This is a genomic window from Jiangella rhizosphaerae (assembly GCF_003579925.1).
Lineage (GTDB): Bacteria > Actinomycetota > Actinomycetes > Jiangellales > Jiangellaceae > Jiangella > Jiangella rhizosphaerae.
Genome location: NZ_QUAL01000209.1, coordinates 1 through 682 on the forward strand (window position 1 = coordinate 1; position 682 = coordinate 682).

A 682-nucleotide genomic window follows, 5' to 3' on the forward strand; every position below is an offset into this window, starting at 1 on the left:
CATTCCACAGGAACGGCAGCGTCGACGCCGCCAGCACGAAGGCGAACACCGAGGAGAACTGGTTGAGGAAGGTGAACCCGTCGTCGGGGTCGTAGTCGGAGTAGCGGCGCGGGAAGCCCTCCACACCCAGCCAGTGCTGCACCATGAAGGTGCCGTGGAAGCCGATGAACAACAGCCAGAAATGCACCTTGCCCAGGCCTTCGTTCAGCATGCGGCCGGTGAACTTGGGCCACCAGAAGTAGAACCCGGAGAACATCGCGAACACGACCGTGCCGAACACCACGTAGTGGAAGTGCGCGACGACGAAGTACGTGTCGGACACGTGGAAGTCCAGCGGCGGCGAGGCCAGGATGACACCGGTCATGCCGCCGAACAGGAACGTGACGAGGAACCCGATGGCGAACAGCATCGGTGTCTCGAACGTGATGGACCCCCGCCACATGGTGCCGATCCAGGCGAAGAACTTCAGGCCGGTCGGGATGGCGATGAGCATGGTCATCGCCGCGAAGAACGGGAGATTGACCGCACCGGTGACGAACATGTGGTGCGCCCACACCGACACCGAGAGCATGGCGATCGCGAGGGTGGCGAACACCAGGCCCTTGTAGCCGAACAGCGGCTTGCGGCTGAACACCGGGATGACCTCGGTGATGATGCCGAAGAACGGCAACGCGATGATGTA

General features: G+C 62.5%; 1 protein-coding gene. It reads right to left on the bottom strand.

The window, feature by feature from the left end; all coding sequences use genetic code 11:
• On the bottom strand, window positions 1-682 hold a 682-nt coding region (locus DY240_RS22480), incomplete at both ends, for a cbb3-type cytochrome c oxidase subunit I (RefSeq protein WP_199702068.1).